This is a genomic window from Leifsonia sp. PS1209, assembly GCF_012317045.1.
In the GTDB taxonomy this organism is placed as follows: Bacteria; Actinomycetota; Actinomycetes; order Actinomycetales; family Microbacteriaceae; genus Leifsonia.
Genome location: NZ_CP051154.1, coordinates 2,081,178 through 2,096,661, shown reverse-complemented (window position 1 = coordinate 2,096,661; position 15,484 = coordinate 2,081,178). Strand labels below are relative to the sequence as shown.

Here is a 15,484-nt window from a genome sequence, read left to right as displayed (position 1 = left end):
GCATCCGGAGACACGAACGGTCCCTGACCACCGAGCTTTCGCGCGGTGGTCAGGGACCGTTGTCGTTGTGTTGCCGTTTAGGCGGTAGCCGTCGTTGCTGCGGACGTTGCCGCGAGCACGTCCCTGCCGAACGTGAACGCACGCACGATCCCGATGATCCCGAGCACGATCAGCGCGACCGCGGCGAACACGAGCAGGAACAGCGCGGACGACGCGGGAAGGAACAGCACGACGATCCCGGCCAGGATGCTGATGATCCCGAAGGTGATCGCCCATCCGGACGACGCGGCACGGCCGGCTTCCGCGATGGACATGATGCCCTCGATGATCCAGGCGACGCCGACGAAGGCGATGGCGAGGATGACGAGCGTGGCCGCAGCGACGGTCACGTTCTTGAGGGCGATGATCCCGGCGAACACCAGCAGGGCGCCGAACACGATGTGCATCGCGCGGATGCCGCCGGTGATCCCCTTGCTGAAGATCCCGATGGCGAGCCGCATGATGCCGGCGACGATGAAGTAGAGCCCCAGGAAGAACGCCACGACGGCGAGCGTCTTGACCGGCCAGAACAGCAGGACGACGCCGAGGATGACCGCGACGGCGCCACTGATGCCGAGGGCGGCCCTGACGCCGTTGATGGCGCCGCGGGTCAGGTCGGCGGCGTTGAGGGCGAACTCCTGGAACGGAGCTGAGGTGGAGCCTGGTGACGTCATGATGATCCCCTTGATCCTTCGGTGCCGCGTGCGAGAGCGGCTCTGCTGCCGACACTAGCGCTCCCTGGGTGTTCGCCGGGAGGGTGTTGCGGCGTTTCCAGGGGGAGTGGCGACGGGGCGGCGCGGTAACGTCGAGGGAGGGGGACTCACTGAGGAGCGCCACATGACCACGAAATCGCCTGCAGCAGACGCGGACGACGCGCAGAACGCGTCGTCGACACCCTTCACCGCCGAAGAGCGCGCGGCCATGAAAGAACGCGCGAAAGAGGTCAAACGCAGCCGCAGCCGCGGCGCCTCCACGGCGGCGGACGGCGCGGCGGACGTGCTCGAGAAGATCGCCGAGATGCACGGCGACGAGCGAGAGTTCGCCGAACGGCTGCACGCGGCGATCACGGCGAACATCCCGGAGCTGACGCCGAAGACCTGGTACGGGATGCCCGGCTACGCCAAGGACGGGAAGGTCGTCGTCTTCTTCCAGAGCGCGGAGAAGTTCAAGACTCGATACGCGACGTTGGGATTCAACGAGACGGCGCGGCTGGACGATGGGGAGATGTGGCCGGTGGCGTACGCGCTGGAGACGTTGAGCGACGCGGTGCTGGCGCGGGCGATGGAGTTGGTGCGGCGGGCGGCGGGATGAGCGGTGGGTCGGCCTCGATGGATTTGTGATATTTATGTTCTGAGGCAGGCGGTCATTCCGGTCGAGGCACGTACGTGTCCGTCACGCGGACGCGATAACGGGGTCTGCCATGATTGAGCCATGACTTCGTGGGGCAGGCGATCTCTGGATGTGGCGGGCATAGGGCTCATCGCGCTAATGGCACTGAGCGGGTGTGCGACGGCGCCGACCGCAACGCCGTCACCTGCTGCTGTGGTGACCCAGGCGCCGACTTCTCCCGCTCCGACCGATCAGGCCGCGTCAGGGGCCGTCGAGAGTTATCTCGCCTGGCTCACGGCCTCACGTACGCCCGACGTCGATGCGGCCTGTGCTGCACTCTCACCGGATCTCATTGCGCGCATGATCGCGGAACTCAACGGCACAGTGCCCACGCCGGTCGGCAGTTGTGAAGAGATGATCGCCGCGACGGCTGCGCTCTACCGAGCGGTCGGCGATGACGCATCCGTCGACGTCGCGGTCCAGCACGAGACATCGACGGATGCCACACTCTTCGTCACCTATCTGGCCTCGGGCGATTGCGGCACGGTCGTCATGAAACGTGGGGGAGCGAGCTGGATCATCACCGAGCAGTCGCAGGAATGCGCTCAGTGACCCATCACGCCTCGGCGTCGCGCGTCGGCTTCTTCCACACAAGCCATTTGCGGTCGACCTCGTCCGCGAGGTCGATCCTGAAGCGTTCGGCGATAAGCAGCACCTGTGCGATCGTGTGACGCTCGGCGTAGTATTCCGAGACCGACTCGACCTCGTGCTGCAGGTCCTCGATGTGCATCCACGCAGTCTTGCAGGGGGAGAAGGTGTGGAACTCCTCTTCGGTGGCACAGCGGGGATCACCCGCTGACGGATGGGGCTTGCGAACCGACCCGCTGCTCTGACTATACTTAGGCAAATGCCAAAGTATTACGATGAGGTCGACGCCGTACTCCGCGCGCTCGCGGATCCTACGCGCCGAGCTGTCGTCGAGCGTCTCGCCGTGTCTCCGGCGGTGGTGTCTGAGCTGGCCGAGCCGTTCGCGATGACCCTGCCGTCGTTCGTGCAGCACCTCGGGGTGCTCGAGGACGCAGGGGTGATCGTGTCGGAGAAGCAGGGCCGTGTCCGTACGGTGAGCCTGCGTCCGGGCGCTCTCGACGTGCTGCAGCTGTGGCTCGGTGAGCAGCGCACCCCCGCGGAACACCAGGCCGACAGGCTCGGCATCCACCTCGCCCGCGCAACCCAGAAGGAGAACTGACATGTCCCGTGTCCGCATGGATCTCTTCACGTCCATCGATGGCTTCACCCCAGCCGACCAGACGCCCGACAACCCGATGGGCGAGGATTGGAGCCGGCTCACCGCCGCGTACACCGCGACCCGCACCTTCCGCGAAAAGATCTTCGGCGACACCAGTGGGCGAGGCACCACCGGAGTCGACGACCGCTACGGTGCCGCGTTCTTCGACGGCATCGGCGCCGAAATCATGGGCGCCGGGATGTTCGGACTCCACGCCCATCCCACCGATTCAGACTGGACGGGCTGGTGGGGTCCGAATCCGCCGTTCCATACCCCGGTCTACGTGCTGACCCACTCCGCACCGCGCCCCTCGATCGCGATGGAGGGCGGCACGACGTTCCACTTCCGCGACGCCGCCATCGACGACGTCCTCCGCGAGGCGCGCGATGCGGCGGGCGGCCTGGATGTGCGCATCGGAGGCGGCTACGGCACGGCGCGCGCAGCACTGGACGCCGGACTCGTCGACGACCTGCACCTCATGATCGCCCCCGTCTTCCTCGGTCGCGGCCATCGGCTCTGGGACGACCTCAGCGGCTTCGACACCACGCACACCGTGACGTCGGAAGTCGCCGAGAGCGGCGTGATCCACGTCACCCTGACCCGATAGGAGACCCACGTGACACACGAACGCAGGCTCGCACGCTCCGGCTTCACCCTCACCCGCGACTATCCCGCACCGGTCGAGAAGGTGTGGGGAGCGTTCGCGGACGAACAGCAGAAGCGGAGCTGGTGGGGAGCAGGTGACGAGGCCGAGGCCCGTGTGTGGGTCTTCGACTTCCGCGTCGGCGGGCGCGACATCGACGAAGGCCAGTTCCACAACGGACCGCTGTCGCGATACGAGGCGACCTACACGGACATCGTCGAGCACTCACGCATCGTCACCACGTACGACATGTGGCTCGACGGAGAGCACATGTCCACGTCGCTCGCATCGCTGGAGTTCGAGCCCATTGCCGGGGGCACGCGCTTCACGCACATCGAGCACGGCATCTTCTTCGATCGATTCTGGGCGGACGGCGACGGACGCGAGGCCGGCACGCGTGGCCTCCTCGACGCGTTGGAGCGGTATCTCGCGCGGTAGCCAACTCCAGACAGCCTGTAGCTGATAATGCACATTATGTCAGCTAGTTGACCAGCCCGCCCCCTTCGCGGGACATCGGCGCGGGCGTGCGTTCGCGTAGCATCACTCACGGCAGCCGTCAGCGACGGGATCCTGGCCGGATTGCGTGGCATCGCTGCGACCACTCGCTACGGCGGTGCGGATCGCTATGCCGTCTCTGCGGCCGTGCTCAAAGGGTTCGGGACACCGTCGACGCATATCTATTTGACCACCGGTCAAAACTTTCCGGATGCCCTCGCGGCCGCCCCGCTCGCCGGACGGACCGGCGCGACGCTGGCCACCGTTCCGGGCGGTTGCGTCCCCGTCGACACCTTCCGCGCAATCCAGCGCCTCCGACCGTCATCGGTGACGATTCTCGGCGGCACATCCGCGGTCGGAGCGGACGTCGCTTGGCTCCGCAACTGTTGACGCATTCCCTGCTCCGGGGGCACGGGAACCCAGCCGAACGTTGAAGCTTGAGGTCACGCCGAGGGCGTCACCCGTCGCCACCCAACTGAACCGTGTACGCGGGAACGAACCGCACCGTGACCTGCGCCGGGTCGATCCCCTGCGCTTTCAGCACGTCCTCCAGCGAACTCGTTTCGGGGATCGGCGGCTCACCGGTGAGGGTCAGGATGGCGTCGGTGTTGGTCGCCGTGAGCTGGGTGATCTCCCAGCCGTTCTGTTGCGCCCACGGCTGGGCCGCCTGCCGGATGGAGTTCTCCAGCAGTTCCTGGTCGGTGAAACGGGCGGAGGTGATGGCCAGGGGAACGCCGATGATCAGCAGCGTCACCACGATGGAGAGGATCGCACGGTGGCGCCTCCCCCAGCCTCGTTTGACCAGCGACTCCCCCGTGGTGGTCCGGGCGTCGCGTGCGGCCGAGCCGATCCGGTAGCCGGTGAGGATGATGACCCCGGTGGCGAGGATCGCCGCGACGTTCGCGCCGAACAGCAGCAGTGCGCCGGCAGCCTCGCTCCACGAGCCGGACTCCAGTGTCAGGCCGACCACAGAGAGCGGCGGAACGAGCGAGATCGCGATCGCGACGCCCGGCAGCGTGTCGGAGATGTCCTTCCGGACCAGTGCCACCGCGCCGACCGCGCCCGTCGCGAGCGCGGCCAGGAGGTCGATCAGGCTCGGCGAGACCCGCGCGGCGACCTGGCTGTTCGTGGCGGCCACCACGGGGGCGGCGACCAGCAGGCCGACCAGGTAGCCGATCGCGACCGCCGTGGCCGCGCCGCAAACGACCAGGATCCAGCTCAGCAGGAGGTTGCGTCTGTCGCCGGTGACCGTGGCCAGCACGATCCCGAGGATCGGGGTCATCAGCGGGGCCACGATCATCGCGCCGATGACGGTGGCTGCTGAGTCGCCGACGACACCGGATGCGGCGATCACGGACGATAGGCACAGCAGCAGCCAGAACCGGCTGAACTTCGACGACGCCTGCACACCCTCGAAGAAGACGGCGGCACGCATGTCCGCGGCCGAGTTCATTCGCTCTCCCCCTGTGCACCGCTCTCCCCCGGCACGCCGACCGACGCGAGCGCATCCCGATTGGCGCGGCGGACCGCGCGGCCCACCCATTCGTCGCCCTTGTAGATGTTCTGCGCGCCCAGTTCGTCCGCGAGACCGGAGGCGACGATCTGGAGCTGCACTTCCGGTTCGCTCACCACCAGCTTGAGCGAGGACCCCACCGCCGCGAGGGACGCGGCGAGCCGGCGCAGCACCTCCACGAGCGCCAGGTCGAGCTGTTCGGCGCCGCGGAGCCGGATGATCACCACCGACCCAGCCGAGCGAGCCGTCACCGCGGGGAGCTGCTGCTCGAACAGCGGCGCGCTCGCGAAGAACAGGCTCCCGTACGGCCGCAGGATCACCACGGAGTGCCCGGGGATCTCGGCGGGCGGGTCGGATTCGCGCATCCGGCCCCTGGCGTCGATGATCACCTGCCGGACGCGGACCCGGGTGGACTGCTGTGCCACGAACAGGACGATGCCCAGCCCGACACCGACCAGGACGGCGAACTGCAACGGGATCAGCAGAGTCAGGATGAAGGTCACGGCCATGATGGCGGTCTGCAGTGCGCCGCCCTTCACGACGGCGGCGATGCGGGCGGGCCGGATCGACGTCACGCCCACCACGATGAGCAGCCCCGCCAGCGCCGGCATCGCGGTATGCGCGACGGGCACGGAGGCCAGCAGGATCACCAGCGCCATCACCGCGCCGGAGATCAGCAGCGACAGCCGGGTGCGTGCGCCCGCGGACACCAGGAGCGCCGACGCCGACATCGACCCGCCGACGGGCATCCCGCGGAATACGCCGGAGACGATGTTGCCGACGCCCTGGCCGATGAAGTCCCGGGATGCGTCCGCCGGCTTGCCGTCCGCCGTCGGAATGCCCGCCGAGACGCCTGCACCCTGCACCAGGCCGACGAACGCGAGTGAGATCGCCGGGACGATCAGGGTCGGCACGTCCCCGAGCGACGGGAGGACGGGACCGGGAAGCCCCGCAGGGACGGTGACGCTATCGCCCAGCACCGTCACCTGCGCCTGCACCCACAGGTTGAGGAGCACGGCGACGACCGAGCCGAGGACGACGGCGACGACGAGCCCCAGACCGCCGACGGGCGTGGGCTGGAGCACGACGATGGTGAGAATGGTGACTGCACCGACGATCACGGCGGGCACGCTCCACTGGCCGATGTGCACGAGCAGGTCCACTGTCCGCACGATGCGGTTCGCTCCGCGCGCGTCGTAGCCCGTCAGATTCGGCAGCTGCCCGAGGACGATGTTCAGCCCGACGGCCGTGATGAATCCCGTCATGACCGCCGTGGGCACGAAACGCACCAGGCGGCCGCCACCCAGGAGCCCGGCGACGATCATCGCAACCCCTGTCAGCACGGCCAGGGTGAACAGCGCCCTGTCCGGATCCGGCCGGGCCGCCAGCTCGGCGTCGGCGATCACCAGCGACATCGCCCCCGTCGCCTGCACCGCCATGAACGTGCTGCTCGTGAAGAGCGCGGCACCGACCATCCCGTAGAGGTAGCCGTACAGGCCGGCCAGCGGATTCACGCCGGCCAGCAGACCAGACGCCAGCCCGTCCGGGACGCTCTCCGCGCCCAAGACCAGCCCCGCCATGAGGTCTTTCCCGAGCGTCTTACGGTTGAACCAGCGCCTCAGCGTGTGCCGCATGGCCCCACGCTAGTCAGCCTGGCGGCTTCCGGGCAGTCCCCACGTTCTCCGGCGCCGCCGCTCCCCTGCCAGCCGCTCCCCTATTCGCCGGCGCGGTATTCCGGATGCACGTCGCGATCGAGACCCCTCGCCGCGCTGAGCTTGAGGAGCAACGCGTACAGCTGGTTCCGGTCGGCGTTGCTCAACCCGTCGGCGAGTTCGGCCTCCTGGCTCTCCGCGGCGGTCCGCAGTTCGCCGAGCAGGCGGCGACCCGCATCCGTGACCGACAGGATCTGGCTGCGGCGGTCGGTTGCGCTGCGCTCCCGGACGATCAGGCCCGCGGATTCCAGGGAGTCGATCAGGGCGACGACACGGCTCTGCGCCACCCCCAGCTTGTCGGCGAGCTCGCGCTGGTTCATCCCCGGGTTCCTGCCCAGGATGCGCATCACCCCCGCTTCCGGAGGTGCGATCCCGAGTGCGCGCGTCTTCTCTGCGAAGTTCTCTGCGGCGAGTGTGCCGAGCTGGGTCAGCAGGAATCCGATGCGCGCCGGTCGGCTCGGGATGGGCATGGCTCCACAATAGAGCATTGACTTACTAATTCATATGGTGAATCATTCTGTCCATGACGCAAACCCCAGCGACGCGCAGACGCCGACCGGACGGGCCCAATGCTGGGGTCCTCGGCATCGTCGCCCTCGCTCTCACCATCGCCTCCGTCGCCGTGCCACCGCTTCTCGCCGCCGGCGCCTTCTTTCCGTCGCCGACGGGGTCGACCGCGGCCGTGAGCGGCTATTTCTCGGGGCATCGCGACGCCGTCACGCTCACCGGCTTCCTCGTCTTCGCCGCCTCCGTTCCGATCGGCATCTACGCTGCCACCGTCTACGCGAGGCTGCTCCGACTGGGGGTGCGCGTGCCGGGGCCCACGATCGCCCTGTTCGGCGGCATCGCCGCCTCTGTGCTGCTCTCGCTGTCCGGGCTGCTGACCTGGGCACTCGGGCAGCCCGTCTCCGGCCAGTCCCCCGCGCTGCTGCACACGCTCGCGTTCGTCACGTACGCCATCGGCGGGGTCGGGTTCGTCGGCGGCCTCGGGCTGCTGCTGGCCGGGATCGCCGTCCCTGCCCTCATTCTGCGACTCACGCCGCGCTGGTTCGCCTGGGCGGGCCTCGTCGTCGCCGCGCTCAGCGAGCTCTCCTTCTTCGCTCTCGTCCTGCCCCCGCTCGCCGTCCTGCTGCCGGTCGGCCGCTTCCTCGGTCTGGCCTGGCTTCTGGCGGCCGGTTTCCTGCTGCCGCGCAACCGGCACGACGTGCCAGGGCGGGAGGAGCGATGAACGCTGTTGCGCGCCCCGGCGCGCTGCTGGACGGAAGGGTCGCGTGGGTGACCGGAAGTTCGCGCGGGATCGGTGCGGCCATCGCGGCGGCGCTGGCGCAGGAGGGCGCTGCCGTCGCGGTGCACGGCAGGGACGCGGAGGCGGCGGCCGCGGTTCGCGACCGGATCGTCGCCGCCGGAGGCCGGGCGGCCGTCGTGCTCGGCGACGTGACGGAGCCCGACGACATCGAGCGCATGGTCGGCGAGGTCGAGTCGCAGCTCGGCCCGATCGACGTCCTCGTCGCGAACGCGGGCGGCAACCCGGTGCGTCCCGGACTGCTCGAGGACATGACCGTCGAGCAGTGGCGCTCGGCCGTCGACGCCAACCTGACGGCCACGTTCGCCACCATCGCCGGTGTCCTGCCCGGGATGAAGCAGCGCGGGTCCGGCGCGATCATCACCATGTCGTCTGCGGCGGCGCGCCGTCCGACGCCGCAGTCGCCTGTGGCATACGCGGCGGCGAAGGCGGGCATCGAACTGCTCACGAAGTGGCTCGCGGCCGAAGCGGGTCCGAGCGGGATCCGTGTGAACTGCGTGGCGCCGGAGACCATCCTGACCGAGCGGAACCAGGACATGATCCCGGCCGAGATCCAGACCCAGCTGATCGCCACGCATCCGGTGCGTCGTCTCGGCACCCCGCAGGACGTCGCCGACGCGTGCGTCTTCCTCGCGAGCGACCGGTCGGCATGGACCAGCGGGGTCGTCCTCGACGTCGCGGGCGGATCGGTGCTGCGCTAGCCGGGATGCGCCGGGACCGCGGCCGTCAGGGCCAGGCGTTCACCCGAAGCGCACCCCGGCGAGCTGCTCGGACAGGTCCCAGATCCTCGCGCCGTCCTCTGCGCGCGCGAGCCGGCTGTACAGCGGCTGCTCCGCGGGCGCGCCGCTGAGGTGGTTGAACCCTTTCGGGCCGTAGAAGCGACCGCCCAGCGCCTCCGGGCTGGTCGCCCCGTACGCCGCGGGGAGCGCGGCCGTCTCCGGAGTGCCGAACAGGATGCCGAGCCGCGACAGGCCCCGGATGCTGCGCACCGCCATCGTGTCGTGCGGCCGACCGATGCCGGGCTGCGCCGCCAGCAGGTTCGTCGCCGCGATGCCCGGATGCGAGAGGTTGCTGCGGATCCCCCAGTCGCCGGCGACGCTGCGGCGATGCAACTCCATCGCGAACAGCCCGAGCGCGATCTTGGACGACGAGTACGACGTGAACGCGCCGTACGAGCGTTCCCACTGGAGGTCGTCCCAGTTGACCGCGTGCTGGTTGGCCGACACCGAGACCTGGGTGGTGACGTGGGCGCGGCCGTCGCGCAGCAGCGGCAGCAGCCGGGCGCTCAGCGCGAAATGTGCGAGGTGGTTCGTCGCGAACTGCACCTCGAAACCGTCGACGGTCTCCTGCCTGGTCGGCGGCGACATCACCCCGGCATTGTTGATGAGGATGTCGATGGGTCGCCCCTCCGCCACCAGGTCGTTCGCCAGAGTCGCGACCGAGTCCAACGACGAGAGGTCGAGCATCCGCACCTGCACGGACGCGCCCGGCGTGGCTTCGCGGATGCGCTGCGCGGCCGCCTCGCCCTTCTCCCGGTTGCGGACCGGCATGAGCACGTCCGCGTGCGCGCGAGCCAGCCGCGCGGCGATGTTGTAGCCGATGCCGTCGCTCGCTCCCGTCACGAGCGCGAGCCGGCCGCGCAGCTCCGGGACGGCGATGTCGATGGGTGTGCGGGGCATGGGCGCTCTCCTCGTGATGGGCAGAAGTCCATCCTGCGCGTTCGCGCGGGCAGAGTACATGCCCACTCGTCACCGCCCACTCCCCTCCCGCCGCCGCGCCCGCGCCATCCGCGCCACCCGGATGCGCGCCCGCAGCCGCGCGCGCCCGGAGCGCAGCCGCTCCCGGAACACCCACGCGAGCGCCAGCCCCACGATCACGAGCGGCAGCAGCTCGGGGGCGAGGATGAAGGCTCCGAAGACGATGTCGAGCGTCTCGAAGCCGATGAGGGATGCGGCGGCCACCCAGGTCCAGCCGCTGAAGAGGGTGGCGCGCGTGTGGAGGCGTCGCCAGAGGGAGTCGTCGTTCATGGGTCCGTCCGTTGTCGGTGGGTGATCGGTCGTCGTGCCGATCGCACCGCGCGGACGGGGAGGTCAGAGCGCGCGCAGCGGTCGGCCGATGGCGCGACCGGGCGCGCGGGGCGCCGGGAGGCCGATGAGCGGAGCGCGTCGGACGGCGGGTGGCGGTGCTGCGCCGACGGGTGAGACGCGGCGACGCTCGCCCGGAACGGCCGTGGCCGCCGAGGCCGTGCGCACCACTGCCCGCGCCGCACTCGCGATCACGACCGCGGCAAGAGCGAAGGCCACCAGCACCGTCGCCACCATCACCAGGGCGGACAGCCGGGCGGCGGGGTCAGTCGAGACGAGCAGTTCGAGCAGCGCCCATTCGATGACGGACATGCACTCCCCTCCCCCGTGCAGCATCCGGATGTGGTCGAGCCTAGCCTGCCGTCCGACGCGCCCGATACTCTGGTGCTGCGCATTCAGCGGCAGGCCGTCCGGCCCGTGGATGCGAGAACCCCCTTGCGAAACGGAGACGCTCGATGACCATCCGGAGCGGTCCGCTGGCGCGGCGGCTCGGCCTCGGCGACGCGGTCGTCATCGGGCTCGGGTCGATGATCGGGGCCGGGATCTTCGCCGCGTTCGCTCCGGCGGCCGCCGCGGCCGGCGCCGGGTTGCTGATCGGGCTGGCTATCGCTGCGGTGGTCGCATACTGCAACGCGTCGTCGTCGGCGCAGCTGGCCGCGCAGTACCCGACCTCGGGCGGCACGTACGTCTACGGGAGGGAACGGCTCGGCGAGTGGGCGGCATTCCTCGCCGGATGGGCGTTCGTGATCGGCAAGACGGCCAGCTGCGCGGCGATGGCCCTGACCTTCGCCGCATACGCGGCCCCTGCCGGATGGGAGAAGCCCGTCGCGGTCGCCGCGATCCTCGCCCTGGCCGCCGTGAACTATTTCGGCGTCTCCCGCACCGCCGGGCTCACCAGGATCATCGTGGTGTTCGTGCTCGCCGTCCTCGCGCTGGTCGTCATCGCGGGGCTCACCGCCACCGGCACACCGCGCGCCGACCTGGGGCTCGGGATGTTCGACCACGGCTGGTACGGCATCCTGCAGGCGGCCGGGCTGCTGTTCTTCGCGTTCGCCGGGTACGCCCGCATCGCCACGATGGGCGAAGAGGTGAAGGATCCTGCACGCACCATCCCGCGCGCGATCCTCGGCGCGCTGGCGCTCGCGCTCGTCGTGTACATCCTGGTCGCGGTCACGCTGCTGCTCGTCCTCGGGCCGGAGCGGCTCGCCGCATCCACTGCTCCCCTGGCCGATGTCGTCGCGCCCACCGACTGGACCTGGGCGGCGCCCGTCGTCAGGATCGGCGCGGCGGCCGCCGCGCTCGGGGCGCTGCTCGCGCTGATCGCCGGGATCGGGCGCACCAGCCTCGCGATGGCGAGGAACCGGGACCTCCCCGCCTGGCTGGCCGCCGTGCATCCGGTGCACAAGGTGCCGCACCACGCCGAGATCGCGCTGGCGGTCGTGGTCAGCCTTCTCGTGGTGACCGTCGACCTGCGCGCCGCCATCGGGTTCTCGTCGTTCGGTGTGCTGCTCTACTACTTCGTCGCCAACGTCGCCGCGTTCACCCAGGACCGGCAGCACCGCCGGTATCCGAAGCCGGTGCAGGTGCTGGGCGCGCTCGGCTGCATCGTGCTCGTCGCGACGCTTCCGCTGGTGTCCATCGGGGTGGGGATCTGCGTGCTCGTCGTCGGGGCGGTCGGGCGACTCGTGGTGCTGCGCCGCCGCAGAGCGCGCGTGTGACGCTCCCCCGCGTGCGCCGGCGGCGTCACTGGCCGGCGACCGCGCTGCCGGTGAGTTCGTGCCGGGAGAACGTGTAGACGATGCAGTAATACGTGCGGTCGCCGGTCGCCCACTTCTCGCTCGTGTCCGGGTAGCGGAGGTCGAGCTGGACGTCCTCGTTCCAGCGGGCGACCCAGTCCCAGTTCAGGAACGGTTCGCAGAGGCTGCTGACCTGGGTGTCCAGGGCATCCTTGCCGGGGAACGCCGCGCCGGCCGGCTGCGGGAGTGAGCCCGTGGTCAGCAACTGCGCGATATGCCGCTCGGCACAGTCGACCACCGGATATGCGTCCGCCCACTTCGAGTCGTAGGTCTGCAGGCAATCGCCGGGCTTCAGCGAACCGACCGGCTGCGACGGCACGGTGGCGACGTGGGTCGCGGTCGGGCGCGGCGGGAGGCCGAGCGGAGTCGGAGCGGGCGGCGGCAACGGTGGATGCGGTGCGGCGGCCGGCGAGGAGGATGAGGCAGCGGCCCGCGCCCCTCCGGCGGGAAGCCCGACGGTGGCGATCCCGAACACCAGGACGGCGACGCCGATCGCGGCCGTGACGGCGACCAGGATCAGCCAGCCCCGCCGCGACAGCCCGTCGCCGGTGGGCGTGACCCTCACGGGCCGTTCCATCGCAGCCTCCTCCGGTCGGCACAGCGCGGGAGATCTCAGACTATGAGCCGAAACGTCGTCGGGCAATCGCGGCTACTCTGACCTCATGCCGCGCATCGGATTCTCCGCCGACCTCCTGCGGCCGGCGACCGGGGACGCCTCGCACCGCGTCACGTACATCGAGCTGTTCTTCGACCTCGTGTTCGTGTTCGCCATCACGCAGGTGTCGCACATCCTGATCCACGAGCAGAGCGGCCTCGAACTCGTTCACACCCTGGTCCTGGGATGCATGGTGTGGTGGATGTGGGTGTACACGACCTGGGCGTCGAGCTGGCTCAACCCAGAGACCGGCGCCGTGCGAGCGCTTTTCATCGTGATGATGTTCTTCGGGATGCTCGTGTCGATCGCGATCCCGGAGGCGTTCGGCGACCGTGCGCTCCTGTTCGCAGTGAGCATGGTGGCGTTGCAGCTGAGCCGCAGCCTGTTCACGATCTTCGCGTTCGCGCGCACCCAGCCCGACCACGCCGTGAACTTCGTCCGCATCAGCGTGTGGCACGCCGCGGCGGGAGCCGTCTGGATCGCGGGGGCCTTCGTGCCGGAGGACGCACGCCTCTGGGTCTGGCTCGCGGCCCTCGTGATCGACCTGATCGGGCCGAGAGCCCGGTTCTGGACACCCGGCCTCGGCACATCGGACCTGCAGACCTGGAACGTCTCCGGCGAGCACATGTCCGAGCGGGTCAGCCTGTTCGTGATCATCGCGCTCGGCGAATCCATCGTCGTCACCGGGTCCACCTTCGGCACCGGCAGGATCGACGCGGCGACGTTCGGCGCCTTCGTCGCCGCGTTCGCCGGGACCGTGCTGATGTGGCTGCTCTACTTCACCCACAACCAGCGTCGCGGCAGCGAGTTCCTCGAACAGGCGGACGAGCGCGGGATGATCGCGCAGACGGCGTTCACGTACATCCCGATCCTGTTCGTGTTCGGCATCGTGCTGACGGCGGTCGCCGACGGTCTGGTGCTGCACGACCCGACCGGGGACACCGAGCTCTGGGCGGCCGGGCTGCTCACCGGCGCTGCGGCGCTCTACCTCGTCGCGAACGCGCTCTTCCGCCGCGCGGTCGGCGGATCGTGGCTGATCGCGCAGCTGATCGGCGCGGCGGTGGTGCTCGCGCTGTTCGCTCTCACCCCGGTGCTCACCCCGCTCGGGCTCAGCTGGGCGGTGAACCTGGTGCTGCTCGTGGTCGTGCTGTCGGATGCGCTGAACCGGCGTCGGCGGCGTCCGGCACCGGATGCGTCATCCGCCCACGTCTGAACCGTCGGGAACCTTCACCAGGTCGTCCGGCCGCCAGGTCTGGTCGTAGAACTCGCTGGTCGTGCCGTAGAGCCGGAAGGCGACGATGAAGTCGCGCCCCGGAACGGTCTGCACGAACGCGGCGTCCGTGACATCCTGCGGCTTGGCCGGCCCGAACCAGAGGTCGATGGAACCGTCGTCGTTCTGCGGGATCTCGTAGTAGCCGTTCGTCGACGGAAGCAGCTGCTCCGTCTCCGGCATCGTGCCGTCGATGACGTTGTACGCCGTCGCCGCCCAGAACAGCCCGGCCGGGATGTTCGCCGGCAGGTGCAGCCGGTAGGTGGACGAACCGGTGAGGAAGTCGCCGTCCGCATCCCGGTAGGTGAACGGGTACTTGGATCCCGCGCCGGTCGAGTGGATGTTCATGGCCGGCGCAGACGAGTACGCGTACTGGAAGAAGCGCGCCCGGGTGTTGACGTCGAGGTAGCTCTCCTGCATCCACTCCGCGGTGCCGCCCGCCCACGCCTGCTCCCACTGCCGGTCGTGGTAGTAGCGATTGCGCTGGTCGTCCCTGCCGAGCTGGGCGAGGGCGAGGATCATCTTCGGCGCCGTCTCGACCGCGCGCTGCAACTGCTCGCTCTGCCAGCCGGTCGGCTCGAAGGGCTGACCTTTGACGATCCCGATCGAGGCGAGGACGCCCCGCAGTTCGGGGTCGATCGCCGAGACGGGCTCGACGTCGACGAATTCCTTGAGCTTCGTCCAGTACGTGGCATCGGTCGGGTACATCATGTCGAGCCGGATGCCGCTGGCGTTCGGGAACTCCATCGGCAGGGCGTCTTTCTCCTCCGTCCACAGCGGAAAGATCCTGGTGCGCTCGGCGACGGCCACGCCGGCCGCGGGATCGGGCTCGCCGTCCCCCTGGCCCATGATCGTGCGGAAGAACAGGAAGACGTTGAACGTCGACGAGCGGAAGGTGAAGTACCCGCCGGGGACGTGTCCGTCGTAGCCGGGCGGCAGCAGAAGGTAGAGCCCGCCGCGGGCCCGGTCGGGACCGATGGCGCCGACGTCGGTGATGGTGCGCTGGAAGAAGTCGGTGAACATCCCGATCACGTTCGCCGGTGCGTTCACCACCAACGGCCCGGTCTCCCGCAGATCGAGGTAGCTCATCGCGTAGATCACGTCCGCGTTGGGCGTGGGTACCCAGGTGCGGCTGTCCATCCTGTCCTTCCAGATCGGCAGGACGTTGTATCCGCTGCCGAACTGCGCTTCCGAGCCGTCGCGCATCCCGATCACGTTCAGCGCCGGCTGCATCGTGAAGTACGTGTGGATCGCGCGCTGGTAGTACAACTCGGCCCGCAACGCCTCGGCCTCCTCCTGGGGCAGCCAGTTGCCGTCGTTGATCTGCCGGACGAGCGGGGAGGCGTGCTGGTCGCTCATG

At 69.4% G+C, this 15,484-nt stretch carries 19 protein-coding genes; 9 read left to right on the top strand and 10 right to left on the bottom strand.

Annotated elements, in window-relative coordinates; translation table 11 throughout:
• Positions 1–77 precede the first annotated feature (77 nt).
• Positions 78–713 (bottom strand): DUF308 domain-containing protein, encoded by a 636-nt coding sequence (locus tag HF024_RS09995; protein WP_085370591.1) that lies wholly within the window; start codon positions 711–713, stop codon positions 78–80.
• 163 nt (positions 714–876) lie between these two features.
• On the opposite strand from HF024_RS09995, the gene HF024_RS09990 reads away from it, so the two are divergent.
• Positions 877–1,350: a DUF1801 domain-containing protein gene (locus HF024_RS09990; protein ID WP_168689459.1), complete on the top strand. Its 474-nt coding sequence runs from the start codon at positions 877–879 to the stop codon at positions 1,348–1,350.
• Positions 1,351–1,470: 120 nt separating this feature from the next.
• Positions 1,471–1,980: a hypothetical protein gene (locus tag HF024_RS09985; RefSeq protein WP_168689458.1), complete on the top strand. Its 510-nt coding sequence runs from the start codon at positions 1,471–1,473 to the stop codon at positions 1,978–1,980.
• Positions 1,981–1,984: 4 nt separating this feature from the next.
• Here the strand turns inward: HF024_RS09985 and HF024_RS09980 are convergent, their stop codons facing one another.
• On the bottom strand, positions 1,985–2,158 hold the full coding sequence (locus HF024_RS09980; protein WP_168689457.1) for a hypothetical protein: 174 nt from the start codon (positions 2,156–2,158) through the stop codon (positions 1,985–1,987).
• A 117-nt stretch (positions 2,159–2,275) separates the two neighbouring features.
• Between HF024_RS09980 and HF024_RS09975 the strand changes: the two genes are divergently transcribed.
• From HF024_RS09975 to HF024_RS09965, 3 genes are read left to right on the top strand one after another with little or no spacing between them, the layout of a single operon-like run.
• A complete protein-coding gene (locus HF024_RS09975) occupies positions 2,276–2,614 on the top strand; it encodes a metalloregulator ArsR/SmtB family transcription factor (RefSeq protein WP_168689456.1) in 339 nt (112 codons plus the stop codon).
• Between the two features lies 1 nt (position 2,615).
• On the top strand, positions 2,616–3,260 hold the full coding sequence (locus tag HF024_RS09970; RefSeq protein WP_168689455.1) for a dihydrofolate reductase family protein: 645 nt from the start codon (positions 2,616–2,618) through the stop codon (positions 3,258–3,260).
• A 9-nt stretch (positions 3,261–3,269) separates the two neighbouring features.
• Positions 3,270–3,734 carry an SRPBCC domain-containing protein gene (locus tag HF024_RS09965; protein WP_168689454.1) on the top strand — a complete coding sequence of 155 codons (465 nt, stop codon included), beginning with the start codon at positions 3,270–3,272 and terminating at the stop codon, positions 3,732–3,734.
• Positions 3,735–4,248: 514 nt separating this feature from the next.
• Here the strand turns inward: HF024_RS09965 and HF024_RS09955 are convergent.
• The 3 genes from HF024_RS09955 to HF024_RS09945 all read right to left on the bottom strand — a co-directional run bounded on the left by HF024_RS09955 (position 4,249) and on the right by HF024_RS09945 (position 7,486).
• Positions 4,249–5,244 carry a DUF389 domain-containing protein gene (locus HF024_RS09955; RefSeq protein WP_168689452.1) on the bottom strand — a complete coding sequence of 332 codons (996 nt, stop codon included), beginning with the start codon at positions 5,242–5,244 and terminating at the stop codon, positions 4,249–4,251.
• A complete protein-coding gene (locus HF024_RS09950; protein WP_168689451.1) occupies positions 5,241–6,938 on the bottom strand; it encodes a SulP family inorganic anion transporter in 1,698 nt (565 codons plus the stop codon). The genes HF024_RS09955 and HF024_RS09950 overlap by 4 nt, the downstream gene beginning before the upstream one ends.
• A gap of 80 nt (positions 6,939–7,018) precedes the next feature.
• Positions 7,019–7,486 (bottom strand): MarR family transcriptional regulator, encoded by a 468-nt coding sequence (locus HF024_RS09945; protein WP_168689450.1) that lies wholly within the window; start codon positions 7,484–7,486, stop codon positions 7,019–7,021.
• A 53-nt stretch (positions 7,487–7,539) separates the two neighbouring features.
• Between HF024_RS09945 and HF024_RS09940 the strand changes: the two genes are divergently transcribed.
• Both HF024_RS09940 and HF024_RS09935 read left to right on the top strand, forming a co-directional pair.
• Positions 7,540–8,244: a hypothetical protein gene (locus HF024_RS09940; RefSeq protein ID WP_168689449.1), complete on the top strand. Its 705-nt coding sequence runs from the start codon at positions 7,540–7,542 to the stop codon at positions 8,242–8,244.
• Complete coding sequence (locus tag HF024_RS09935; RefSeq protein ID WP_168689448.1) at positions 8,241–9,020, top strand: SDR family NAD(P)-dependent oxidoreductase; 780 nt, start codon at positions 8,241–8,243, stop codon at positions 9,018–9,020. Before HF024_RS09940 ends, HF024_RS09935 begins: the two co-directional genes overlap by 4 nt.
• A 39-nt stretch (positions 9,021–9,059) precedes the next feature.
• On the opposite strand, the gene HF024_RS09930 is transcribed toward HF024_RS09935, so the two are convergent.
• The 3 genes from HF024_RS09930 to HF024_RS09920 form a co-directional block, all read right to left on the bottom strand.
• Complete coding sequence (locus HF024_RS09930) at positions 9,060–9,998, bottom strand: SDR family oxidoreductase (RefSeq protein ID WP_168689447.1); 939 nt, start codon at positions 9,996–9,998, stop codon at positions 9,060–9,062.
• Between the two features lie 69 nt (positions 9,999–10,067).
• Positions 10,068–10,346: a hypothetical protein gene (locus HF024_RS09925; protein ID WP_168689446.1), complete on the bottom strand. Its 279-nt coding sequence runs from the start codon at positions 10,344–10,346 to the stop codon at positions 10,068–10,070.
• A 63-nt stretch (positions 10,347–10,409) separates the two neighbouring features.
• Positions 10,410–10,715 carry a hypothetical protein gene (locus tag HF024_RS09920; RefSeq protein WP_168689445.1) on the bottom strand — a complete coding sequence of 102 codons (306 nt, stop codon included), beginning with the start codon at positions 10,713–10,715 and terminating at the stop codon, positions 10,410–10,412.
• Between the two features lie 143 nt (positions 10,716–10,858).
• Between HF024_RS09920 and HF024_RS09915 the strand changes: the two genes are divergently transcribed.
• Entirely contained in the window at positions 10,859–12,121 is a 1,263-nt protein-coding gene (locus tag HF024_RS09915) for an APC family permease (protein WP_168689444.1), read from the top strand.
• Positions 12,122–12,146: 25 nt separating this feature from the next.
• On the opposite strand, the gene HF024_RS09910 is transcribed toward HF024_RS09915, so the two are convergent.
• A complete protein-coding gene (locus HF024_RS09910; protein ID WP_168689443.1) occupies positions 12,147–12,776 on the bottom strand; it encodes a septum formation family protein in 630 nt (209 codons plus the stop codon).
• A gap of 85 nt (positions 12,777–12,861) precedes the next feature.
• Between HF024_RS09910 and HF024_RS09905 the strand changes: the two genes are divergently transcribed.
• Entirely contained in the window at positions 12,862–14,067 is a 1,206-nt protein-coding gene (locus HF024_RS09905; RefSeq protein ID WP_168689442.1) for a low temperature requirement protein A, read from the top strand.
• Here the strand turns inward: HF024_RS09905 and HF024_RS09900 are convergent.
• Positions 14,050–15,483 carry a DUF1254 domain-containing protein gene (locus HF024_RS09900; RefSeq protein WP_168689441.1) on the bottom strand — a complete coding sequence of 478 codons (1,434 nt, stop codon included), beginning with the start codon at positions 15,481–15,483 and terminating at the stop codon, positions 14,050–14,052. The genes HF024_RS09905 and HF024_RS09900 overlap by 18 nt on opposite strands.
• Position 15,484: the final 1 nt, after the last annotated feature.